General features: G+C 32.7%; 17 protein-coding genes and 5 pseudogenes. 17 read left to right on the top strand and 5 right to left on the bottom strand.

Features of this window, described 5'->3' with window-relative positions; translation table 11 throughout:
* The first annotated feature begins 10 nt into the window (after positions 1 to 10).
* From M1G12_RS01125 to msr(D), 4 genes are all read left to right on the top strand, one after another.
* A complete protein-coding gene (locus M1G12_RS01125) occupies positions 11 to 232 on the top strand; it encodes a helix-turn-helix domain-containing protein (RefSeq protein ID WP_247949253.1) in 222 nt (73 codons plus the stop codon).
* A gap of 631 nt (positions 233 to 863) precedes the next feature.
* Positions 864 to 1,034, top strand: coding sequence for a hypothetical protein (locus M1G12_RS01130; RefSeq protein WP_000873143.1), 171 nt, complete (start codon positions 864 to 866; stop codon positions 1,032 to 1,034).
* 385 nt (positions 1,035 to 1,419) lie between these two features.
* The gene (mef(A), locus tag M1G12_RS01135; protein ID WP_000417519.1) at positions 1,420 to 2,637 is read left to right on the top strand and encodes a macrolide efflux MFS transporter Mef(A); all 1,218 of its coding nucleotides are present in this window, start codon (positions 1,420 to 1,422) and stop codon (positions 2,635 to 2,637) included.
* A 119-nt stretch (positions 2,638 to 2,756) separates the two neighbouring features.
* A complete protein-coding gene (gene msr(D) / locus M1G12_RS01140; RefSeq protein WP_000420313.1) occupies positions 2,757 to 4,220 on the top strand; it encodes an ABC-F type ribosomal protection protein Msr(D) in 1,464 nt (487 codons plus the stop codon).
* Between the two features lie 117 nt (positions 4,221 to 4,337).
* Here the strand turns inward: msr(D) and M1G12_RS01145 are convergent, their stop codons facing one another.
* The 4 genes and pseudogenes from M1G12_RS01145 to M1G12_RS09985 all read right to left on the bottom strand — a co-directional run.
* Positions 4,338 to 4,637, bottom strand: coding sequence for a DUF5960 family protein (locus M1G12_RS01145; RefSeq protein WP_001072467.1), 300 nt, complete (start codon positions 4,635 to 4,637; stop codon positions 4,338 to 4,340).
* Positions 4,624 to 4,992, bottom strand: a complete 369-nt coding sequence (locus tag M1G12_RS01150) for a hypothetical protein (protein ID WP_000567222.1) — start codon at positions 4,990 to 4,992, stop codon at positions 4,624 to 4,626. Before M1G12_RS01150 ends, M1G12_RS01145 begins: the two co-directional genes overlap by 14 nt.
* A gap of 12 nt (positions 4,993 to 5,004) precedes the next feature.
* Positions 5,005 to 5,340, bottom strand: a complete 336-nt coding sequence (locus M1G12_RS01155) for a DinB/UmuC family translesion DNA polymerase (protein ID WP_000806926.1) — start codon at positions 5,338 to 5,340, stop codon at positions 5,005 to 5,007.
* Positions 5,337 to 5,516 (bottom strand): annotated as a pseudogene (locus tag M1G12_RS09985) (hypothetical protein); the annotation flags it as partial. The gene M1G12_RS01155 and the pseudogene M1G12_RS09985, both read right to left, overlap by 4 nt.
* Between M1G12_RS09985 and M1G12_RS01160 the strand changes: the two are divergent.
* From M1G12_RS01160 to M1G12_RS01225, 13 genes and pseudogenes are all read left to right on the top strand, one after another.
* On the top strand, positions 5,514 to 5,945 hold the full coding sequence (locus M1G12_RS01160; RefSeq protein WP_001178677.1) for a recombinase zinc ribbon domain-containing protein: 432 nt from the start codon (positions 5,514 to 5,516) through the stop codon (positions 5,943 to 5,945). The pseudogene M1G12_RS09985 and the gene M1G12_RS01160 sit on opposite strands and share 3 nt — an antisense overlap.
* Before the next feature lie 134 nt (positions 5,946 to 6,079).
* The gene (locus M1G12_RS01165) at positions 6,080 to 6,967 is read left to right on the top strand and encodes a nucleotidyltransferase domain-containing protein (RefSeq protein WP_070697136.1); all 888 of its coding nucleotides are present in this window, start codon (positions 6,080 to 6,082) and stop codon (positions 6,965 to 6,967) included.
* Positions 6,968 to 6,972: 5 nt separating this feature from the next.
* On the top strand, positions 6,973 to 7,557 hold the full coding sequence (locus M1G12_RS01170; RefSeq protein WP_001005371.1) for a Cap15 family cyclic dinucleotide receptor domain-containing protein: 585 nt from the start codon (positions 6,973 to 6,975) through the stop codon (positions 7,555 to 7,557).
* A gap of 941 nt (positions 7,558 to 8,498) precedes the next feature.
* Positions 8,499 to 10,160 carry a hypothetical protein gene (locus M1G12_RS01180; RefSeq protein WP_247949254.1) on the top strand — a complete coding sequence of 554 codons (1,662 nt, stop codon included), beginning with the start codon at positions 8,499 to 8,501 and terminating at the stop codon, positions 10,158 to 10,160.
* Between the two features lie 599 nt (positions 10,161 to 10,759).
* A pseudogene (locus tag M1G12_RS01185) lies at positions 10,760 to 10,990 on the top strand (CPBP family intramembrane glutamic endopeptidase); the annotation flags it as partial.
* 5 nt (positions 10,991 to 10,995) lie between these two features.
* Positions 10,996 to 11,250 (top strand): annotated as a pseudogene (locus tag M1G12_RS01190) (replication initiator protein A); the annotation flags it as partial.
* Between the two features lie 172 nt (positions 11,251 to 11,422).
* Positions 11,423 to 11,755, top strand: coding sequence for a hypothetical protein (locus M1G12_RS01195; protein WP_247949255.1), 333 nt, complete (start codon positions 11,423 to 11,425; stop codon positions 11,753 to 11,755).
* Positions 11,727 to 12,227 (top strand): annotated as a pseudogene (locus M1G12_RS01200) (helicase); the annotation flags it as partial. The gene M1G12_RS01195 and the pseudogene M1G12_RS01200, both read left to right, overlap by 29 nt.
* 22 nt (positions 12,228 to 12,249) lie before the next feature.
* Positions 12,250 to 12,903, top strand: a complete 654-nt coding sequence (locus M1G12_RS01205; RefSeq protein WP_247949325.1) for a DNA-binding protein — start codon at positions 12,250 to 12,252, stop codon at positions 12,901 to 12,903.
* Between the two features lie 166 nt (positions 12,904 to 13,069).
* A complete protein-coding gene (locus M1G12_RS01210) occupies positions 13,070 to 14,137 on the top strand; it encodes an ATP-binding protein (protein WP_247949256.1) in 1,068 nt (355 codons plus the stop codon).
* The gene (locus M1G12_RS01215) at positions 14,130 to 16,364 is read left to right on the top strand and encodes a S8 family peptidase (protein WP_247949257.1); all 2,235 of its coding nucleotides are present in this window, start codon (positions 14,130 to 14,132) and stop codon (positions 16,362 to 16,364) included. The genes M1G12_RS01210 and M1G12_RS01215 overlap by 8 nt, the downstream gene beginning before the upstream one ends.
* 37 nt (positions 16,365 to 16,401) lie before the next feature.
* Positions 16,402 to 17,358, top strand: a complete 957-nt coding sequence (locus M1G12_RS01220; protein ID WP_247949258.1) for a nucleotidyltransferase domain-containing protein — start codon at positions 16,402 to 16,404, stop codon at positions 17,356 to 17,358.
* On the top strand, positions 17,348 to 17,893 hold the full coding sequence (locus M1G12_RS01225) for a Cap15 family cyclic dinucleotide receptor domain-containing protein (RefSeq protein ID WP_247949259.1): 546 nt from the start codon (positions 17,348 to 17,350) through the stop codon (positions 17,891 to 17,893). Before M1G12_RS01220 ends, M1G12_RS01225 begins: the two co-directional genes overlap by 11 nt.
* A 42-nt stretch (positions 17,894 to 17,935) precedes the next feature.
* Here M1G12_RS01225 and M1G12_RS01230 read toward each other — a convergent pair.
* Positions 17,936 to 18,313 (bottom strand): annotated as a pseudogene (locus M1G12_RS01230) (relaxase/mobilization nuclease domain-containing protein); the annotation flags it as partial.
* Positions 18,314 to 18,523 lie beyond the last annotated feature (210 nt).

Raw genomic sequence — 18,523 nt, forward strand, 5'->3', positions numbered from 1 at the left:
AGAAAGCTAGATGTACAGACGTTTGAGAGATTTGAGGGAAGATCACGATTTGACCCAAAAACAAATAGCTAGAATACTTTCGTTTACAAACTCAGCTTATGCTAAAATTGAACGGGGTGAGCATGCCTTAACAGCAGATGTATTGGTAACTCTCTCAAACTTTTACGATGTCAGTACAGACTACCTATTGGGATTGACAGATTTTCCTGATAAAATTCGCTTTAGAAAATAATCTCCTCAATTTCATAGAGTGTGAAAATGAGGAGATTTTTTATTTGTTCTTTGACAATTGAATAGTCCAAAATGGTACTTTCCTCATTTGTGGAGCAGTTTTGAATGGCTCGCCATGATAAGAGCGATATTAAAACCATCAATAAAATAGAGCGATACTTTATATGCCATGATACAAATGATATACAATGATACTTCTGACCGTTCACGTGGAGTGTGTCGCTCTGCTCGTAAAAGCTTAGAAACCTTTGAACGAAAGGGATAATGAAAGCCTTGATTGCAAGGCTTTTTGCTTTATGGTGGGTAAGTATCAGAGTGAGAAAATTTTTGGAATGAGTAGAAGTGATAGCTAGAAATTATCAGTTTCTATTTCCATTTACCCTGTGGGTACGTGTTTGTTTCCATTGACAAGGAGTTTGTGGGAATAGAAATGTACCCACCTTGTTTGAATCAAGTGAAGTGTAGTTGAAGGAAATCTGTTGAAAGCAATACTTCATTTTACCGAATAAGTAATAATTTAGGCAACTTCAAATCGATTAAAAAAAACTATTTTAAAGGTTAAGAGTAGACAAAAATTGTCCACTCTTTTTTGCAAACTCAATTTATCAATAAATGAAATGAGGGAATGTAAAATGAAATATTTTGAGGTTGAGTTAGAAAATCCTGATGAATTTTTAAAACTACAAACAGAAGATTTTGTGAAAGCTAATCGCTTGCTACTAAGGAAGATAATCCAGAGCGTTACAGTCTATGAAGAAAACTTCGTCATATCCTTTAAATCTGGCATCGAATTGGAAGTATGAGTCTCATTCCATAACTTTTATATTGAACATATCATCTTTTTGTGTTATACTATAAATTGATATAAACAAAGATGTAGGAGGAACCGAAACTATGACAGCCTCAATGCGTTTAAGATAAGCTGGCAATAAAAAAAGCAGAATCTATACCCGATGATAGGCTTTTTTGTTGTGCTTATTTATACGATATTGAGCATTCATTAGTTACGGTGAGGATATTGGTTATTTAACTATACCTTTATTTAACTATGTCTTTAATATGAATGTTTCCAAATTGTATGTATGCAGACCAAAAGCCACATTGTGGGGTTTGGCCTGCATTTTTTATTGCCTAGAATGCTATTCAAAATAGAAATTCAAGCAAAATAATATGCAGGAGATAATATAAATGGAAAAATACAACAATTGGAAACGAAAATTTTATGCAATATGGGCAGGGCAAGCAGTATCATTAATCACTAGTGCCATCCTGCAAATGGCGATTATTTTTTACCTTACAGAAAAAACAGGATCTGCGATGGTCTTGTCTATGGCTTCATTAGTAGGTTTTTTACCCTATGCGATTTTGGGACCTGCCATTGGTGTGCTAGTGGATCGTCATGATAGGAAGAAGATAATGATTGGTGCCGATTTAATTATCGCAGCAGCTGGTGCAGTGCTTGCTATTGTTGCATTCTGTATGGAGCTACCTGTCTGGATGATTATGATAGTATTGTTTATCCGTAGCATTGGAACAGCTTTTCATACCCCAGCACTCAATGCGGTTACACCACTTTTAGTACCAGAAGAACAGCTAACGAAATGCGCAGGCTATAGTCAGTCTTTGCAGTCTATAAGCTATATTGTTAGTCCGGCAGTTGCAGCACTCTTATACTCCGTTTGGGATTTAAATGCTATTATTGCCATCGACGTATTGGGTGCTGTGATTGCATCTATTACGGTAGCAATTGTACGTATACCTAAGCTGGGTAATCAAGTGCAAAGTTTAGAACCAAATTTCATAAGGGAGATGAAAGAAGGAGTTGTGGTTCTGAGACAAAACAAAGGATTGTTTGCCTTATTACTCTTAGGAACACTATATACTTTTGTTTATATGCCAATCAATGCACTATTTCCTTTAATAAGCATGGAACACTTTAATGGAACGCCTGTGCATATTTCTATTACGGAAATTTCCTTTGCATTTGGGATGCTAGCAGGAGGCTTATTATTAGGAAGATTAGGGGGCTTCGAAAAGCATGTATTACTAATAACAAGTTCATTTTTTATAATGGGGACCAGTTTAGCCGTTTCGGGAATACTTCCTCCAAATGGATTTGTAATATTCGTAGTTTGCTGTGCAATAATGGGGCTTTCGGTGCCATTTTATAGCGGTGTGCAAACAGCTCTTTTTCAGGAGAAAATTAAGCCTGAATATTTAGGACGTGTATTTTCTTTGATCGGAAGTATCATGTCACTTGCTATGCCAATTGGGTTAATTCTTTCTGGATTCTTTGCTGATAAAATCGGTGTAAATCATTGGTTTTTACTATCAGGTATTTTAATTATTGGCATTGCTATAGTTTGCCAAATGATAACTGAGGTTAGAAAATTAGATTTAAAATAAACAATATTGGAGGAATATTTATGTATCTTATTTTCATGTAACTCTTCCTGCTAAAATCGCAGGGTTTTCCCTGCATACAAGCAAATGAAAGCATGCGATTATAGACAGGAGGAAATGTTATGGAATTAATATTAAAAGCAAAAGACATTCGTGTGGAATTCAAAGGACGCGATGTTTTAGATATAAATGAATTAGAAGTATATGATTATGACCGTATTGGTTTAGTAGGAGCAAATGGTGCTGGAAAAAGCACTTTACTCAGGGTACTTTTAGGAGAATTAACTCCCCCAGGATGTAAAATGAATCGTCTGGGTGAACTTGCCTATATTCCCCAGTTGGACGAAGTAACTCTGCAGGAGGAAAAAGATTTTGCACTTGTAGGCAAGCTAGGTGTTGAGCAATTAAATATACAGACTATGAGCGGTGGTGAAGAAACAAGGCTTAAAATAGCACAGGCCTTATCGGCACAGGTTCATGGTATTTTAGCGGATGAACCTACGAGCCATTTAGACCGTGAAGGAATTGATTTTCTAATAGGACAGCTAAAATATTTTACAGGTGCACTGTTAGTTATTAGCCATGACCGCTATTTTCTTGATGAAATAGTAGATAAAATATGGGAACTGAAAGATGGCAAAATCACTGAGTATTGGGGAAACTATTCTGATTATCTTCGTCAGAAAGAGGAAGAACGTAAGAGCCAAGCTGCAGAATACGAACAATTTATTGCGGAACGTGCCCGATTGGAAAGGGCTGCGGAGGAAAAGCGAAAACAGGCTCGTAAAATAGAACAGAAGGCAAAAGGTTCTTCAAAGAAAAAAAGTACTGAAGACGGAGGGCGTTTAGCTCATCAAAAATCAATAGGAAGTAAGGAAAAAAAGATGTATAATGCTGCTAAAACCCTAGAGCACAGGATTGCGGCCTTAGGAAAAGTAGAAGCTCCGGAAGGCATTCGCAGAATTCGTTTCAGGCAAAGTAAAGCATTGGAGCTCCATAATCCATACCCTATAGTCGGTGCAGAAATTAATAAAGTATTTGGGGATAAGGCTCTGTTTGAAAATGCATCTTTTCAAATTCCGTTAGGAGCAAAAGTGGCGTTAACTGGTGGTAATGGAATCGGAAAAACAACTTTAATCCAAATGATCTTAAACCATGAAGAAGGAATTTCTATTTCGCCTAAGGCAAAAATAGGTTACTTTGCACAGAATGGTTACAAGTACAACAGTAATCAGAATGTTATGGAGTTTATGCAGAAGGATTGTGACTACAATATATCAGAAATTCGTTCAGTGCTAGCATCTATGGGGTTCAAACAGAACGATATTGGAAAAAGTTTATCTGTTTTAAGCGGTGGAGAAATTATAAAATTGTTGCTTGCTAAAATGCTCATGGGTAGATATAACATCCTAATAATGGATGAACCCAGTAACTTCCTTGACATACCAAGTTTAGAGGCTTTGGAAATACTAATGAAGGAGTACACCGGAACTATCGTGTTTATCACCCACGATAAACGATTACTCGAAAATGTAGCAGATGTAGTTTATGAAATTAGAGATAAGAAAATAAATCTGAAACATTAAATTTAAGGTAGTCGCTGGTCAGTATAGTCTGTTCTGGTTGGCGACTCCATTGTTAAAGAGTATAAAGACTTTAGATTTTATGAATATTAAAAATAGGAACAGTCAATTGAACTGCTCCTATTTTTCTGCTAAATATATTGTAGTTTTCTTATATGTATAATGATAGATTAGCGGATTCTCATCTACGGTACTTACTTCAAATATGAAGAAGTGATCGCGGTTATCTCTGGACTTTTCCTTATTGAGGACAAAGTAATTCTTACGTGAAGTCGCCATTGTTTTTAGGATATCATCAGTTAGGAAGGTCAATGGAATATTCATGTTAGAGTAGCGGTAGAAGTCACGTTCAAAATCTTGGTAGCTCTCGCTATAATAGTCCATTTGTAGGTGATTACGCTGAAACTCAAGCTGATTCATAGAGCACCTCCTCGACAAGTTCAATACTAATAATGTCTTTTAATTTCAAATTGATGTGACCTGTTGTAGTTTTTATCAAAATGAAATCTTTGGTCAGACTTGGTATTGTTCCAGTGTAGGAAACACGCTTGTTTTTTTCAATCACTTGAATGCGTGTGCGTAGCTGCCCGGCGTATACTTGACTGAGGAGTAATAATTTCTTCTCTAGTGATAAGTCAGACATGTACGTTACTTTGTTTGTATCATCAGAGAGTGCTGATGCATGTTCAGATAGGAAAAAGCCCATCCATTTTTGCATCTTTGTATCCTGGTACTCTCTTGCTGATTGAAATGGTAAATATGAACGGTCAATCATATCAAATCCTTTCTATGCAGAGGCAAGGGTATTTTTATCAAATTGAATCGTAAAACCTTGAATTCCCCCACCTGTGTAACATTCTTTAAAGCGATTGATTACCTCAGTATAGATTATCACAGATGAGCTTGTTGGCTTAATGCTAAATGTAAATTCCAATGGTAATCGGTTTTCAGATTTAGCATGTACTAGTCGTATCGATATTTCAGTTGTTTTGAGTTTTCTCTGACGAAGTTTTGAAGTTGCTGTTTCAACGATTCCATGTAAAAATCTTTCAAGCATTTCAATATCATTACATCCTTTGCTACGGATTTCTGAAAATTGTACTGTATTTTTTTCTTGTTTCATTTTAATCCCTCCAATCCACCCGCGGAATGACCACCGATAAGTTTACTGCGTTCAATATTTCTGGAACCTTCAGTTAGGACGGTTCCTTTTTGTATGGCTAAAAAACCAAACTGTTCTCTGACAACATCAATAGCTGTCTGAAGTCTATTATCTTTTTCAATTTGTTCTACATCATGCAAAATGAGGACAACCCTTTTACTACCAAGGTGTTCTGTGCAGAATGCGGTTCAGCTTTTGGACGTAAGAACTGGACGACCAGTCGTGGCAAACGTAAAGTTTGGCAGTGTAACAACCGTTATAAGGTAAAGGGACAGATTGGTTGTCAGAATAACCATATCGATGAGGGAACACTAGAGAAAGCTGTAATGATGGCAGTTAAACTACTGAGTGAGAATATGGATTTGTTGCATGGAAAGTGGAATAAGATCTTGGAAGAAAACCAGTTATTAGAAAAGCATTACAGTGTGTTACTGGCTGAATTGATAAATAAGGAGTGTTGGGAATATGATTCCTTTGAGATGTGTCAGGTACTAGATAGTATTTTGATTTCGGAGGATGGACAGATAACCGTTAGATTTTTGGAAGGAACAGAAGTTGATTTATAAGGCTGTAGGCATAGTATAGTTCACTATGTTTGCAGCCTTTTTTCTTGTTTAGTGGTATAATTATATGTAGGATTTTTTTAATATCGGTTACTTTTTATGAATTAACCAAAAAACTAAAATGGAGTTGTTTTATAATGAGATATTCTGAAGAAGCATTACAATCATGGATTAAGCCGTTATCTGCCACTGAAGAAACACGGGTTGAAAATACTATTGGAATGATTAAAGATGCAATAGAAAGGAGTGGGCTCTCTTCAAAGTATGAATATGAAATTTTTGCCCAAGGTTCTTATGCAAATAATACGAATGTAAAGAAAAATAGCGACATTGATATCTGTATCATGGTGAAATCTTTATTTTATTGTGAGTATGTAGATGGGTTATCGGACCTAGACTATAATTACTCTAGTAGCAGCACCAATGCTAATGTATTTAAAAACGAAGTGATTAAAGCGTTAATTTCAAAATTTGGTGCAGAATCAGTTTCTATTGGCAATAAGTGTATCAATATTAATTCTAACTCATATCACGTAAATGCAGATGTAGTCCCATGTTTTCAATATCGAAATTATAGATATATTGGTAGCAGGTCATCTGAAAAATTTGTTGAAGGCATCAAATTTTTTACCTCAAACGGAAATTATGAAGTAATTAATTATCCTAAAGTTCATATACAAAATGGTATCTCTAAGAATAAATCTACTCACTATAAATATAAATATTTAGTTAGGATTATGAAGCATATTAAGAACGAGATGCAGGAGCTAGGATTGACAAACGAACGCATTTCTTCATATTTGATAGAATGTTTGGTCTGGAATATACCTGAACAGATGTTTTTCAATAGTAATAGCTACACAGGGTTGTTACAGCAAGCGTTATATTACATAGTGTCTCAAGTGAATTTAAATTGGGTTGAAGTAAGTGGAATGTATTACATTTTTCGTTCAGAGCAGAAATGGAATTTACAGGATACAAAAACTTTTTTAGTTAGAATGATTGAATTTTTGGATTATAAATAAAACTTATGAATGAACAGCAGAAAAAATTTTTGAATATTACAATATGGGTTTTTGCAATTTGCTTGTTATTAAGATTGTTAATAAGTGGCCAAGAGATTGCAGTGAATCTTAAATCTGATATTTTGGCATTGGTATATTCAGCCATTGGGTATATTGGTGAAGCTATATCAGTTACAGCAATTATTATGGCTATTTTTGAAAAAACAGCATGGCGGTGGCCATTACTATCTAAGATTCATAATGTTCCAATTTTATTTGCGAATTATGTAGGTAGTTTCAAGACGGACTATGATCAGAATGAAAGAAATTGTGAACTTACTATTGAACAGTCATTTACGACTATTAAAGTTAAGTTTAAAACGGGTGAAAGTTCGAGCCATAGCATTACAGCATCAATTATCAATGATAATGGAACACAAAAATTAATTTATACATATTTAAATAGCCCAAGGGCTGAATTGCAAAGTCCTATACATTATGGGACGGTAATTCTTGATATTGATAATCCAAATCAACTAGAAGGAAATTATTATACTAATCGAGGAACCAAAGGTTCAATGAGTTTTGAGATAAACAACCCTTCTCGCTAGTTGGATTTGTAAAGATTTAAATAAAGAAAGAAGAACTAACTATCGGAAACTTGGCATAGATGTAACAATACTGTATATTAACGAAGCCGTAAATACTCGCATTAGTTACGTTTAATAGTTTAATACGGATATTCAGCAGCTTTGATTTCGTTTCACAGTATAGGTAGTAACCGTCAAGACATGTTGAGGCGGTATCACTGCTTGTACGAGCTGAGGCATCAGCGAACTAGAAGTAGATGCTCCGCCCATGGTATAGGACTCGTAGAATGAGGAGGGAAACCGACGAAATGATACGGTAAGTCCTAACCGCTGAGTGTGTAGCTTTGCTCGTAAAAGCCTAGAAAGCTTGGTATGAATCAATAATGAAAAGCTTTGATTGTAAGGCTTTTTGTGATATATGAGGAAGTATCAGACTAAGAGCAACAGTTGAGTGTCTTGGTCCGATAGATGGTGTTACTGAATTTTTATTTCCGATTACACATAGGGGACACATTCATTTCCAATGAGCATAGCTTTATGGGAATGAATGTGTCCCCTCTTATATATGAAACTTAGGCAAGATTTGGTCTTGTGGAAATTTGCAGATGTTGTTGATGAATTTCTTAACATAGTTTGAGTTTTAATTTTTAGAAGATTAATTAGACTGCTCAAGAATATAGATCTGATGTGGTAGCTAAGTGGCAAAAGCTAGAGCAAGGAGTGAATCTTCTCCATAAGTACTATGCAAAGCAGATGTATCATATACTAGATTTAGATAAATTTGATAGAGTTATCATGAATCAAGTTCTCGACCACATCAGTATTTCAGAATCTGGACAAATTGTAGTAACTTTCCTAGAATGAACTGAGGTAGATTTATAAGAAACAATGACAGGGAAGTTGCTAGTTTTTGGTACTATTTATGATATAATATATTAAAAATAACTTTAGGAGAAACTATAATGGCTAGAGCAGATGTGGAAGCTATATTAAAAAAGATATCTATAAATGATGGCGGAGCGTTATGTTACGAAGAGAAGCAATTCTTAATCAAAAATGAGGTACCAGCTTTTCAAAATTTAGAGTTTAAGAAAATTTTAAACAATGGTGCAAACGGTATCACGTTTATTGTATTTCATAAGTATTTAAAAATTGAACAACTAGTCAAGTTATATTTTATAACTGATGATAAAATTGAAATCAAAGCAATTGAGGAAACCAAAAAAAATAGTAGTGTGAAACTAGGTGATACTATTGCAAGGGTATATGATAGTGGTAAATTGGTTTTTCCAGTACATGTTTATTACTCGATTATGGAATTAGTAGAAAACTCTTTAACATTAAAGGATTATTTGAAAGTTAGAACAAGTTTTATCTCAGCGTTAAAAGAGATTTCTTCATCTGAAATAATGCTAGAGAAAAATTCTGTGTTTGATATTATTCTTCAGGAGGGAGTGAATCTGTGTATTTATTTTTTGAGAGATATTTCGTATTTGATAAAGTACAAGATAAGACACGGAGATTTGAATCCAGGAAATATTATGATTGGAGGATCAATATTAACTGATAACCTTAGTGATTTAATTGATGAATATAATAAAGTCAAGGAAAATAAAAAATGTAATTCAGTTGAATTTGAGAAAATCAAACAAGAAATATTATGTTATAAAAATAATTTCTATAATGAAGTATTTGTGGGTGAAATTAGGCAAGATAGATTACAGGTTAAATTAATTGATCTAGGTACTAGCCATGTAAACCCAAGTACTGTTGAAAAGACTAATCAGAGAGATTCATGGTTTATTTTCTCTACAATTAGAGATATTTTAGCGCCGATATTTGAGGAGTTGTCAATTGATTTTCATGATTATTTTTATTTGAAACAAGTTGGTCAAAGCCATGTAAAAAAATTAGAATATAATTTCAAACTAGAAGAGTATTCTGAATTAGGGGAATACTATGCATCTAATCTGTGTCCTTCTGTTCAATTTCATGTTGAAAATGGTAAATTGGATTTATCAACACTTTCTATTGATGAAAAAACTACTATCGTACAGCAATGGAGCACTCACAATTCATTTTCTGATGAGTTAGATATACTAATTCAAAAGTGTACGAATAGTCCTCTATTAACTGTTTCAAAGGTTGATGATATAATTATTAAAATATTAATCGAAGAAGGAGAAGTTTTCAACACCTTACAAATCCTACCTCATAAATTGCAATTTAAACTGGTTTCGAAGGAATTGATGTTTGAGAGTAGTACTCAATATAATGGACAGATTCCTTATCAAATGTTAAGTTATGAAATGTTCAAGTTTGTAGCGGTTACGAACTTACTACTTGGCTCAATATTTCATCAAGGAAACTTAGATTTGTTAAGAGACAAATCTAATCCAATTTATAGAGATCTAGTAAGTATTATTAATTATAATAATGTATCTTCATTTGAAGATGTTTCACATAGATTTTTTATTTCAGATATTTTTGATTATAAATTTTATGAAACAGGTAGTATACTTTTAAATTTAAATAAAGATAAGAAGCTATGGTCTAACAATATTTTAATTGATTTCGAATCGTACATTAATGATTTTATACAAGCTGTTAAATTAGTCAAATAGTACAATCCTAACAATTTTTAGACTAAATTTCGTTTGATAGGATGGGTAGTCACTAGTACCACATGTTGAGGCGGTATCACTACTTGTACGAACTGAGGCATCAGCGAAGTAGAAGCAGATGTTCTGCCCATGGGATAGCTGTCGTAGAGTAAGGAGTTTACGACGAAATGATACGGTAAGTCCGAATCGTCTAGTATGTAGTATTGCTGGTGCGATCTTAGTCAGTTTATAATAAAATGATATGTTTTAAGAAAAAATTATAATTTAGAAACGTGAATAAACTTGTTTAAACTTTATATATCTTTAGAAAGTGTGAAAGATTGGACGAACAAATTTTTTTGATGGGTGGAAATCCGCTAAATGATCATTCCTGTCTTGTATTGGATAAACTTGGAAACATCGCAGAGAAGATTGACTAGTTTTAATCATGCGAATCTGAATCTACGAAACTAAAGTATTGACGAAATGAATAATGAAAAGCCTTGATTGTAAGACTTTTTTTTTGTTTTTATGATAGAATATAGGTAGTTATAATCGAGAGCAACTAAGAAGCAGTAAAAAAATATTATACGTAGAATAATCAAGATTAGGAAGATAAAATGACAGAAATTGACAAAAAGAATTTAAAAAATTATCTTTATTGTACATTTGGAATTACTTATATAGCTTGGGGGCTTCTTGCCATATTTACTCAATCTCATATTTTGGGATTAGAAACATTTATAGGGAGAATGTTACATATAGTAGGTGCACTTGGTCCAGCTATTGCAAGTGGCTTTTATTTGAAAAGGAATAATATAAAATTTAAACATTTTTTATTTACTAAAAAAATAGTATCCTTTATTCAATGCTTCTTAAACGGACAGGAATGTCTTTTAAGAATAACTGGATAGACAGGGAAGGCAGAGTATTTATCTATTTTACTGTTGAAGAAATTATGAGAAGAATAAATATCTCAAAGCCGATAGCTATAAAAACATTTGATGAACTCGATATGAAAAAAGGAATCGGACTGATTGAAAGAGTAAGGCTTGTCTGCCTTTCTAATCTTGAGAATCTTAATGCGGTATTTATAAATGAAGGCATGAGCCAATCTGAAAGATTGGAAAAATTAAATGCAATAGCTATTGAACAAATGAAGATACTATCTGAAAGTGAATCAATTAAAAAATTGAAATAGAGTAATAATATTTGGTATATAGCGAAGGTGATTAGAGTAAAATCTAACCGTCTTTTTTGTTTGAAAAAAGAAGGAGGAAAAAATGCGAATAAATGATTTTCATAACATTTTGGAGCTAATAAAACAAGATGTTTTGTATAATGAAGCAGAATATCTAAAGTTCCTAAAAGTTGTCGGAAACAATCAAAGGTATTATTTTAGAAGTCAATTAAGTATATATGATAAAAATCCTGAAGCGACAGCCTGTGCCAAGTTCGACTACTGGAGGGAACGCTTTAATCGAACGGTTATGCGAGGGCAGAAAGGGATACCAATTTTAGAGGATTACGGCACATATAAAAAGGTGGACTATATCTTTGATATAAGCCAGACAGTTTCAAAAAACAGGCATTGCGTATACGAATACACCGGATGAAAGGCATGGGATTCAGTACGAACTGAATTTAGAAGCTAAAACATGGACACAGTATATTGATGATACTCCAATCAAAACAGAGAGCTTCGACTATGAAAACAAGGGAGAAAACGAAGCTCTAAGGAATATGAAAAATGAAATAGAGATATCCTCTTTTGAAGATTTAGTCTATGTGGATTCCGAGGACTTAAAGGCAGCTCTCGGACTGGACATTGATGATGAGGGAAACTTCTATAATCCGCTTGCAAAAGACTTAGATAATGATGGAATTGCTGACAGATATGACAATGATTTTAGCGACAGCGACTATTTTGAGTCAACCTTTGATGTGGAGGATAATGTTCATAGTAAAGGAGAAACTACACAAAAATCAGAGTACAAGCCGTCTATTTTAGGTCAGATAAGAGCCTATCAAAATGAAAGCAAAACAGGAGAAAAACAAACAACGAAAGAACAGGAATATGCAATATAAGGGGGCGAAAGCCCCTTTTACTATGAAAGGAGAATACAAAACAATAAGAGATAAAATTGAAGATATGGTAAATGATAACCATAAAGACTTTGTTAAGGCAATTATCAGCATGGAAAAAGGCATTAACGATGAAAGTGCTTTAGACAACCTCTATGACGCTTATATGGACAATGACAGCCTTAATTTGCTACATGAGGAATTTGACTATATGATTGAGGATTTAAGAGAACAGGGACAGATAAAAGACTTACCTTATGCTCAAGAAGAAAAGGATAATCTTATCAATATTGTCGGAAATATTATTGGGGAGGTCGATGTAGTTGAAAGGGAAAATAAGAACGGAAAAGCCTTTAAGGTAGCAAATTTCTCTGTGGTATCTAAAAATGATGAGGGTAATAAGGTATATCATAATTGCTCTGCCTATGGAGAAAAAAGTGATATTCCAAAGGACTTTAAGCAGGAATATTTTGTTAAGCTCTTTGGACAAATAAGAACTTCAATTGATGATAACGGGAAAGAGCATAGCAATATCAGGATACTTTCTTCAAAGCTATTAAAGACAAAAGAGCAGATGAAAGGCAAAGAAGAAAAGAATGATTCTGTACTTGGAGCTATCAAAAAATATCAGGCTGAAGAAAAGGAAAAACCTAAAGAAAAGAAAGAAGCTGAAAGATAAATCTATGGTCGGTGTGGTCTTAGGACTGCACCGGCTCTTTTTTATTCATGAATGATTACTAATATAACCTTTAATATAGAAAATTAAAATTTATGATATTTGTCCCAAAAGTATAGAAACATGTCCCGATTTGTGGTATAATAAAGAAAATAGGAGGTATGGCAATATGAAAAAACAAAATGTTTTAAATTTAATAAAATACCATGTGGAAAGGAATGAAAATTCCTTTAGAAATGAGGCGATAGCAATAGCAAGATATTTTGATAGCATAGGAGATTATCAGTTATCTGAATATATTATGGGGTTAATGTCCGAAGCAAATTTATATTCACCACAAAGTAGTGATTTTGAAAGTGAGTTTTTAAAACAAGTAGAAATAAGAAATTTAGAGGCTTTAAATTTACCACTTGAAATAACAGAAGACATAAAAGGTATTATTAACGCTGTAAACCATAATGTTGGTATTAATAAATTTTTATTTGAAGGATTACCGGGAAGTGGAAAAACAGAAGCAGCCAAAAATGTTGCAAGATTATTGGATAGATCTCTTTTTAGGGTGGATTTTGAAAACTTGATAGATAGCAAGTTGGGACAGACTAATAAAAACATAATAAAAGTATTTAGAGAAATAAATATGCTTCCAAATGCAAATAAGGTTGTGGTTTTATTTGATGAAATTGATGTTATTGCTTTGGATAGAATTAATTCTAATGATATTAGAGAGATGGGAAGAGTAACATCTACAATTTTAAGAGAATTGGATAGATTGACAGACCTTAATAAAGAGATTGTACTTATTGCAACAACTAATCTATATTCAAATTTTGATAAAGCATTAATTAGGAGATTTGATGCTGTTATTAATTTCAATAGGTATAGTGATGAGGATTTAATAGAAGTTGCTGAATATTATTTTTCTTCATTTATCAAGAATTTTAAAGGAATATCCAAGGATACAAGATTATTTAAAAAAATATTAAAGACAGCAAAGAAAATACCTTATCCCGGGGAATTAAAAAACATTATAAAAACATCACTTGCATTTAGCGATGTTGGTTCTGAGTATGATTATTTGAAAAGATTATACAATAGTTTGATAGGGAGTTTGGATCAAAAGGATATAAACCAACTTCATGAAGAAGGATTTACTGTAAGAGAAATAGAAAAATTAAAAGGTGAGTCTAAAAGTGCAGTATCAAGAAAGTTAAAGAGGGAGGAAGTAGATAGTGAATAATGTCGTGGAATTAAAAGGGAAACGCTTTGTGCAAGCCAGTAAAAATGGTATGCGTGGAGGCATAGCCATGAATGGGAAAGTGGAAGTCAGTACAGAGCATTTATTAAGATTAAGATCTCAGCTAATTCAGATTAAAGAATTCTGGGATAAAGAAACAAAGCCGTTTGAAGGTATTTTGGTTAGTGTTTATTATAATAAGATTGCTGCAAAAAGTAACCGGATTTCTGGACTTTTTAAAGGAACGGCTTCTAATGATGCAATTGTTGGAGCAAAATTTAATAGAGATAAGAGTAAACATATTATCACATATTTTCTTGACGAGTATGACTTGACTAAAAGCATAGAGTTGATTACAGATACTTCCAATATATTATCTCAAAAATTTGCAGGGAAGATTAACAAAAACATGTTTGAAGATAAAAATATTGTTAATTCGGCAGTTTTTAAAGAACTTTCTGTAAGTATGTCTACATTCAAACAAGTGATTGCAGATGCATCATATATTGATTCCTTTGAAGTAGAGTTACCTACAATGGATGTAAAGCAGAGTATTATAACTTTGTACGATGTAAGAAAAGATACAAAATTATTATTTGAAAGATTAGGGATAGATATTTTAAGTAGCAGAATTTTAGATAATCAAACGATTTACTTAGATGAAAATCAGGTAGAAGTACTTTTTGAAAAAGCACCCTATCTTGTTTCAATGGCAACAGTTGATTTGTCAAGTTTATCACCCGATGATTTTATCAATGAGTATCAAACAAAAATGGTAACTATACCATCCCCAACTATTGAACCGACGATTGGAGTGATAGATACCTTATTCGATGAAAGTGTTTATTTTAGTGATTGGGTTGAATATCATGATATGGTTTCAGAAGATATACCAAAAAATCCAAAAGATTATAATCATGGGACAGCAGTATCTTCTATTATTGTTGATGGAGCAAGATTAAATCCTTGGTTGGATGATGGCTGCGGAAGGTTTAAAGTTAGGCATTTTGGAGTAGCGGTAGGTGCTGAATATTCTTCATTTTCAATAATAAAGAAAATAAAGAGTATTGTGGTAAATAATTCAAATATAAAAGTCTGGAATATTTCACTTGGCAGTAATCAGGAAATTAATGACAACTTTATTTCTGCTGAAGCTGCAACATTAGATAGAATTCAGTTTGAAAACAATGTAATATTTGTTGTGGCAGGGACAAATAAACCGAGTGTAGATATAGTAAAAATAGGATCTCCGGCGGATTCTGTTAATAGCATAGTTGTAAATTCAGTTAGTAAGAATGGTCTGTCTACTAAATATGCTCGTAAAGGATTAGTATTATCTTTCTTTGCAAAGCCTGATGTGAGCTATTATGGTGGCAGTGAAGAAGAGTACATTAGGGTTTGTGAACCTTTAGGGGCTGCGAGTGTTGCCGGAACTTCTTATGCTGCACCTTGGATTGCGAGAAAATTATCTTATTTAATTGATGTGTTAGGACTTAATAGAGAAGTTGCAAAAGCCATGATTATTGATGCTGCAAGAGGTTGGGATGAAAAACCGACTCCTGAGGAAGTTGCTTTATATGGGCATGGAGTTGTACCAATTCATATAAACGATATTATTCAAACAAAAGATGATGAAATTAAATTTGTGGTATCAGACATTAGCGAAAAATGGAATACTTATAACTACGATTTTCCAGTTCCTCTAAAAGATAATAAGTATCCATATATTGCGAAGGCTACGATGTGTTATTTTCCATTGTGTGATAGATTGCAAGGTGTTGATTATACAAATACGGAATTGAATTTACATTTTGGGCGAATAGGGGATGATAAAAAAATTAAGGATATTAAGGGAGATAAACAGAATACAGAAGACACCTTAGAGGGAGAAAAAAATTATCTTTTGGAAGGTGAAGCCAGAAAGCAGTTTAGAAAATGGGACAATGTAAAGTATATTGCAGAGAGTGCTACAAAAAGAATGATACCAAAAGACTCTTATAGAAATAAGAATTGGGGCATGGAAATAAAAACAAATAACCGATTAGCTCCTCAAGATGGTGTAGGAGTTAGATTTGGTGTTGTTGTAACACTCAAAGAAATGAATGGAGTTAATAGAATTGATGAATTTATCAGAAGTTGTACACTAAATGGTTGGCTGGTAAATGTAATCGATGTTGTTAATAGAGTAGATATTCACCAAAAAGTTAATGAAGAGATTGAGTTTGAATAGATGTTAAATGACGGTATCAAAGGAGGATTAGTAGTAAATGATATTCACAGAAGAGCAATTAAGAAAATATGCAAAACCTTTGAGTGAAACAGAGGAAAATCAATGTAAAAATGCCATAAGAATGGTAGTTGATGCATTAAAAACTATCGGATTTAATGAAAGGACTTCCATTCAAAAAATGTATAGTGAGACACCTTCATTTGAAGTTATGATGAAGAGTAATGATGATTATGAGGTTAAAATATTTTTACAAGGATCTTATGCAAACAATACTAATGTTAGACAGCATAGTGATGTAGATATTGCTGTTGTTCAAATAGATCAATTTAGACCAAAATATAGAGTTGGTGTTTCTAAAACTAATTATGGTTTTATAAGTGCAATTTCAAAAAGCAAGACTTTTAAAAATATAGTTCAATCCGCATTAGAAAATAAATTTGGTGATGATGTGGAAAGAAAAAACAAATCTATTAAAATACATGGAAATTCTTATAGAAAAGATGCTGATTCGGTTCCAGCATTAAGATATAGGGATTACTCTTGTGATTACAGGTTTGATCCAGAAAATTATGTAGGAGGAATACTTATCAAAGCTGATGATGGAACTGAAGTAATAAATTATCCGGAACAACATATTAAGAATGGAATAGATAAGAATAAAAGAACAAACTTATATTTTAAGAAAATGGTTAGAATAGCAAAAGAGATGAGGTATCAAATGCAAGATGAAAGATACGAATTTGCACAGAAAGCAAGCTCTTTTGGTATAGAATGCTTACTTTATAATGTTCCTGATGAAATTTTTACAAAGTATGATTGTTACAAATATATTTTTGATGATATTGTAGAGTTTCTTTATGATAATAAACATAACATTAATAGCTTTGTTGAAGTTAACGGTATTAAAAAATTATGCTATGATTCTGCTGATAGAGAGAAGGTATATAAAGGATTCATAGATGAGTTAAAAGGATTTTATAGTTATGAAATCTAAAATGGAATCACTGATAAAATTATCTGGAATAATTATAATTCTTATTTTCATTATATTGTATAAGTTTAAGAAGCCTCAGTCGGGTTTGGATTATTGGGATTTGATTTTAGAGTCCGCTGGATATTCTGTTATTGCAATAGCTATATATGAAAGATATTTATGGAAATACAATCCTTTTGTGAAAATACCAAGATTAAAGAAAAAATATACTGGAGTTTTAAGTTATAACTATAAGGGTGAATCTGGAGAAAAAGCAGTTGAAATTGAGATTAAGCAAAGTTTTCTTTATACAGATGTGAAACTCAAATCTGATGAAATAAGCAGTAAAACTACTACCAGCAATTTAATTGAAGAAAATGGAGGATTCGTGTTATATTACACTTATATTACTAATCCTTTAAGTAGATATAGTGAAAAAAATCCAATACAAATAGGCACTTGCAAATTGCAAATTGATAAAATTGACAGCATAAAAGGAAGTTACTGGACTAATAGAAAAACAATAGGAGATTTAACTTTGAAAAGTGAAGAGTAGAGATGGAAGCTATCTCTCCATCTCCTTACCCATATAAATTCCTTAGTTTTTGCGTATTTTATAAAGTTCATCCATATCGGATTTTGAGGAGGAATACTCTTGCATTAGGGTATTCTTTTTTTCTTGCAATTTATTAAGTTTATCTAAAATATCTTTTGAATTTGGGAGCTTGGAATAGGATTTTTTAAGCTCTGAAAGGGCAGTTTCATAGAGCTTGATTTGAGATTTGTATTCCTCAAAAAATGTCTTGTCAGACGGATTTGCCTTATATTCTTTGTAGTAAGATCGATACTTTTTAACAGTATGAATTTGTTCCATAGTGGCATAAAGCTCCTGTATTTCCTTTTCAATATCCTTGATTTGATCTTGTAAATTTTGTCTTTCATCAGCAGTTTTTTGAATGTATTCATCAAGCTGCTTATCTTTATTTTAGATAGTTAATTGACAATATTTAGAAGCTAGTCGTCTGATATAATCTGCTAATCTTTACTCAACCGATATTTTGTATTCTAAAAATTCTTATTAAATAATTTTTCAATGTTTTTATAAATCAATCTCCAGTACGTCGTATTTTTCTTTTCAGCATTTTCATTATATAATAGCATTACATGTAATGATGGATGTAGCTAC

This window comes from Streptococcus mitis (genome assembly GCF_023110375.1).
GTDB classification, from domain to species: Bacteria; Bacillota; Bacilli; order Lactobacillales; family Streptococcaceae; genus Streptococcus; species Streptococcus mitis_CI.